Here is a 4,960-nt window from a genome sequence, read left to right as displayed (position 1 = left end):
CCGCGGCGGCCAGCACCGCGAACAGCAGCAACAGCAGGTTCGGAAGGGTCAAGGCGCGCTCCTTGACGGGTCGAGGGGGCAGGGCCGGGATCGGGTCGGGTTCGGTCTGACTCACCGGTCCTCCTCCAGGTCGTCGATCCGGTCGGTCCGTCGGGTCAGCGTAGGCCGTCGGGGGCCAGCCGGCGGACACCCACGTCGACGGCGTGGCAACACCCGGATCGAGAGGTCCGGGGGCCGTTCCGTCCGTTGATACCGTTTCCGACAGAACCACGGAACACACCACGGAACAGAACCAGGGAACGGAACCACGGAATTGCGCCCCGGAACGGGCCAACGGAACTGCCCCATGGAACTGCGATGACCAGCCCCATGACCACATCCATGACGACGAGCGTCATCACCGCGAGCAAGGGATCGATGTTTTCATGACCGACACCGTGCGGAGCCTGCCGGATCAACGTTCGGCGACGGCCGGCCCCTTCGGCCGTGAGCCGCGCATCGGCATCCTGGTCGTGGCCTACAACGCCGCCACCACGCTGGCCCAGACGCTGGACCGGATCCCCGAACCGTTCCGCGAGCGGATCAGCGAGGTCTTCGTCTGCGACGACGCGAGCCAGGACGGAACCTACCGGGTCGGCCTGGAGTACCAGCAGCTGGCCACCGACCTGCCGGTGACGGTCGTGCACCACCAGACGAACCTGGGCTACGGCGGCAACCAGAAGGCCGGGTACCGCCTGGCCATCGAGCACGACCTGGACATCGTCGTGCTGCTGCACGCCGACGGCCAGTACGCCCCGGAGTGCCTGCCGGACATCGTCGGGCCGCTGGAACGCGGCGAGGCCGACGCGGTCTTCGGCTCGCGGATGATGGTCAAGGGCTCGGCGCGGGCCGGCGGCATGCCGGCCTACAAGTTCGTCGGCAACCGGATTCTGACCACGGTGGAGAACAAGGCGCTGGGGTCCCAGCTGTCCGAGTTCCACTCCGGCTACCGGGCCTACAACGTGCACACGCTGGCCGACCTCGACCTGTCCGGCACGTCCGACGGGTTCAACTTCGACACCCAGATCATCATCGCGCTGCTCGGGCGGGGGAAGACGATCGTCGAGATCCCGATCCCGACCTACTACGGGGACGAGATCTGCTACGTCAACGGCCTGCGCTACGCCGCCGACGTGCTGAGCGACGTCGCGACCTACCGGCTGGCGACGATGGGCTTCACCTCCGGCGAGCTGGTCCAGGTCGGCGACGAGTACGGGATCAAGGAGTCGGAGGGCTCCTCGCACCGCATCATCCTCGAGCTGCTGGCGGACGCGCCGCCCGCCCGCATCCTGGACGTCGGCTGCTCCGGCGGGCTGCTGGCCAGCCAGTTGCGGGAACGCGGGCACCACGTCAGCGGGGTCGACCTGTTCGAGGGCCCGGAGACGACGGAGCGGCTGGACGTGTTCGTCCAGGCGAACCTCGAGGACGGCCTGCCCGACGAGATCGGCGGCGGGTTCGACATCGCCATCGCCGCCGACGTGCTCGAACACGTGCGCAACTCGGACATGCTGCTGCAGCAGATCGGGGCCCGGTTGGCGCCCGGCGGCCGCGTGCTGATCTCGCTGCCGAACTTCGGCCACTGGTACCCGCGGCTGCGCACCCTGTTCGGCGCCTTCGACTACGACCAGCGGGGCATCCTGGACAAGACCCACGTCCGCTTCTTCACCCGACGCAGCCTGCTGAAGATGATCCGCAAGAACGGCTTCGAGGTCGTCACCATGCGGGTGACGGGCCTGCCCATCGACGTCGTCGGCGCGTCCCGGCCGGGGCTGCTGCGCCGGGCCGTGGCCGCGATCGACGGCGTGCTGGTCCGCCTGCGGCCGACGCTGTTCGGCTACCAGTTCGTCCTGGACGTGCGGCCGCGCGCCCCGCGCACGAGCGTGACCTACCGCCGCAGCGACGACCGGAGCGCACCCACGCGGATCGACCACCCGACCCCCGAGCTCTAGGCGGCCACCACCCGATGGGCGTGATCCCCCACGACCGGGTCGGCGAGCCCGCGCTCGACCGCCCGGTCCCGCACCTGCAGCCCGACCCGATCCCGGCGCGGCTGTTTTGGCCGGCGCTGGTCGGGGTGATCGCGGCCGCCGCGGCCGTCGTCGGCTGGTTCGGCCGCACGGTCTACCTGTGGTCCGACGACTACGTGTTCCTGTTCGACGCGCAGGGCAAGTCGGTGACCCTGGACCAGCTGAAGGTCCCGCTGTTCGGGCATTTCTCCCCGGTGTCGCAGTTCACCGACGTGCTGGTGGCGGCGAACCTGCCGGAGCACCCGTGGCTGATCCACACGATCCTGCTGTCGCTGACCACCGGCGTGGTCGCGGCGGTCGCCTTCCTGATGGCCGGCCTGTTCGGCCGCACCTGGCTGACCCTGATCGGCACCGCGGTGGCCGGGCCGTCCCTGGGCCTGCTGCCGCTGGCGAACTGGTGGACCGCCGGCGTCAACATCATGCCGGCGATGATCGGGGTCGCGCTGTGCCTGGGCGGCACCGCCCGGCTGGTCCGAGGGCGGTCGGCCTGGTGGGCGGTGCCCACCGTCGGCGGCTACCTGCTGGCCGTGCTGGCCTGGGAACTGGGCATGACCGCCGTCGGGTACGCCGCGGTCTGGACCCTGCTGTTCCGCACCCGGGTGTCGACCGAGCCGTGGCAGGCGCTGCTGCGCCGCACCTGGCCGGTCTGGGCGGTGCTGCTGGTGATCGCCGCCTGGAGCCTGTGGAACTACAAGACGAACTACTACGTGGCGACGGCCTCGCCGACCCCCGAACTGGCGCTGGAGGCGCTGGGCACGTCGCTGCTGACCATCCAGCTGCCGATGAGCATCGGCGTCTACGACCTGACCCGGCCGGGCTTCCAGCTGACCGGCATCGTGGTGTCCGGCATCGTGCTGGTCGCCCTGGTCGTGTTCACCCTGCTGCGCAGCCGGCGGGCCTGGCGGGGCTGGTCCTTCGCGCTGCTCGGCTGGTTGATCCCGCTCGCGGCGGTCACCCTGTCCCGGGTCGGCTACATCGGGATCCCGGCCATCCAGCAGTCGATGTACTACTACCTGCCCACCCTGCTGTTCCTGGTGGGCGTGTTCGAGGCCTGGGCGGCCCCGTGGCGGCCGGATCCCCACGCCGCCCCGGCCACCGGGTTCCGCCGGCCCCGGACCGCCGCGGTCGCCGCCGTCGCGGTGGGGGCCCTGGCCCTGGGGACGGCCTGGATCAGCAGCGCCTGGCCGACGATCTCCAGCACGAACTACTCGATGATCGGCCCGCCGGGCGCCCCGATCCGGTCCTACGTGCCCAACCTGGTCGCGTCCGCGCAGGCCGAGCAGGCCACCGGCGAGCCGTTCAGCGTGATCAACGGGGGCGCTCCGTCCGAACTCATGCAGTTCCAGGACCACCGCTGGCTCAGCCGGGTCGTCAGCGTGCACGACCCGAGCATCCCGTTCAACGCCCCCGACGGCCCCTGGTACGTGCCCGACGACACCGGCACCCTGGTCCCGGCGACCATCTCCTGGGCGGCCGCCACCGACCCCGGCTCGCCCTTCGCCGACCTGACCTCGGCCGGCCTGACGCCGGTGGGCACCGCCGGATGCTTCACCGTCGACACGGCGGACGCGAGCCTGCGCTGGGACCTCCCGGCCCCGGTCTCCGGTGGTCCGCTCGTGGTCCGGACGATGGCGACGGTCGAGGCGGCGACCCCGGTCCGGGTCTCGACCGTCACCGAGACGGGCGGCAGCCCCGTCGGCACCGCCGTCAGCTCCCGCCCCTGGACCCCCGGGGAGACCGGTCGGCTGGACACCCCGTCCGAACCGCAGGTCGTCGCCGTCGTGCTGGACTCCATGACGGTCGGCACGTCCATGTGCCTGGACTCGATCGAAGTGGGCACCGTCAGCCGCGGCTGACCCGGTCGATCGTCGACGAAACCAATGAAGGGCCCGGGGCGACCGGCCCCGGGCCCTTCATTGTTCGTGCCGTCTGATCAGCCGTCCGTGGAGAAGCGCACGCCGGCCTCGGGCAACGCGACCCCCGGCCAGACCCGCACGCCGTTGATGAGCTCGCACCGCTCGCCGACCACGGCGTCGTCGCCGATGACGGCGTCGGCGACGACCGCGCCCGCGCCGATCCGGGCCCCGCTGCCGATCACCGACCGGGTCACCTGGGCCCCCGCCTCGATCACCGCACCGTCGAACACCACGGCCCCGTCGACGAGGGCCCCGGCGCCGACGGTGACCCCGCGGCCGATGGTCGCGCCGCCGATGATCCGGGCGTCGGCCGCCACGGTCGCGCCGTCCAGCACCAGGGCGGCACCGGTCGGGCCGGGCAGCGCGTCGGTCGGCGCGATCCCGGCGACCAGGTCGGCCGAGCCCTTGACGAAGGCGGCCGGGGTGCCCTGGTCGAGCCAGTACGAGGTGTCGACGTGGCCGAACACCCGGGCCCCGGCGGCCAGCAGGCCCGGGAACGTCTCGCGCTCGACCGACACCACCCGGCCGGCCGGGATCGCCTCCAGCACCGAGCGCTTGAACACGTAGCAGCCCGCGTTGATCTGGTCGGTGGGCGGGTTGTCGGTCTTCTCCAGGAACGCCTGCACCCGGCCGTCGGCGTCGGTCGGCACGGAGCCGAACGCCCGCGGATCGGGCACCTTGACCAGGTGCAGGGTGACGTCCGCGTCGTTGTCGAGGTGGGTGTCCAGCAACGCCCCGAGGTCGACGCCGGACAGGATGTCGCCGTTGAACACCATCACGGTGTCGGCCCGCAGCGCGGAGGCCACGTTGCGGATCGCCCCGCCCGTACCCAGCGGTTCGTCCTCGACCAGGTAGTCGATGGACAGGCCGACCCCGGACCCGTCACCGAAGTGCTCGGTGAAGGTCTCGGCCTTGTAGGAGGTGCCCAGCACCACGTGCCCGATCCCGGCCGCGCGGATGCGCGAGAGCTGGTGCTCC

The 4,960-nt window shown here is 71.6% G+C and carries 3 protein-coding genes; 2 read left to right on the top strand and 1 reads right to left on the bottom strand.

Annotation, left to right across the window (positions count from 1 at the left end; genetic code table 11):
* The first annotated feature begins 425 nt into the window (after window positions 1–425).
* Both ACOJUF_RS26265 and ACOJUF_RS26260 read left to right on the top strand, forming a co-directional pair.
* Window positions 426–1,988, top strand: a complete 1,563-nt coding sequence (locus ACOJUF_RS26265) for a bifunctional glycosyltransferase/class I SAM-dependent methyltransferase (protein ID WP_420124751.1) — start codon at window positions 426–428, stop codon at window positions 1,986–1,988.
* Window positions 1,989–2,002: 14 nt separating this feature from the next.
* Window positions 2,003–3,922 carry a hypothetical protein gene (locus tag ACOJUF_RS26260; protein ID WP_420124750.1) on the top strand — a complete coding sequence of 640 codons (1,920 nt, stop codon included), beginning with the start codon at window positions 2,003–2,005 and terminating at the stop codon, window positions 3,920–3,922.
* 77 nt (window positions 3,923–3,999) lie between these two features.
* On the opposite strand, the gene ACOJUF_RS26255 is transcribed toward ACOJUF_RS26260, so the two are convergent.
* The coding region (locus ACOJUF_RS26255) for a sugar phosphate nucleotidyltransferase (protein ID WP_420124749.1) at window positions 4,000–4,960 on the bottom strand (961 nt) is incomplete at its 5' end.

Origin of the sequence: Nakamurella sp., from assembly GCF_048594475.1 — a bacterium.
Lineage (GTDB): Bacteria > Actinomycetota > Actinomycetes > Mycobacteriales > Nakamurellaceae > Nakamurella.
This window is presented reverse-complemented; position numbering and strand designations above follow the sequence as displayed.

Coding starts and splice junctions, on each gene's coding strand:
- ACOJUF_RS26265 (WP_420124751.1), top strand. CDS start 426: ATGACCGACACCGTGCGGAGCCTGCCGGATCAACGTTCGGCGACGGCC.
- ACOJUF_RS26260 (WP_420124750.1), top strand. CDS start 2,003: ATGGGCGTGATCCCCCACGACCGGGTCGGCGAGCCCGCGCTCGACCGC.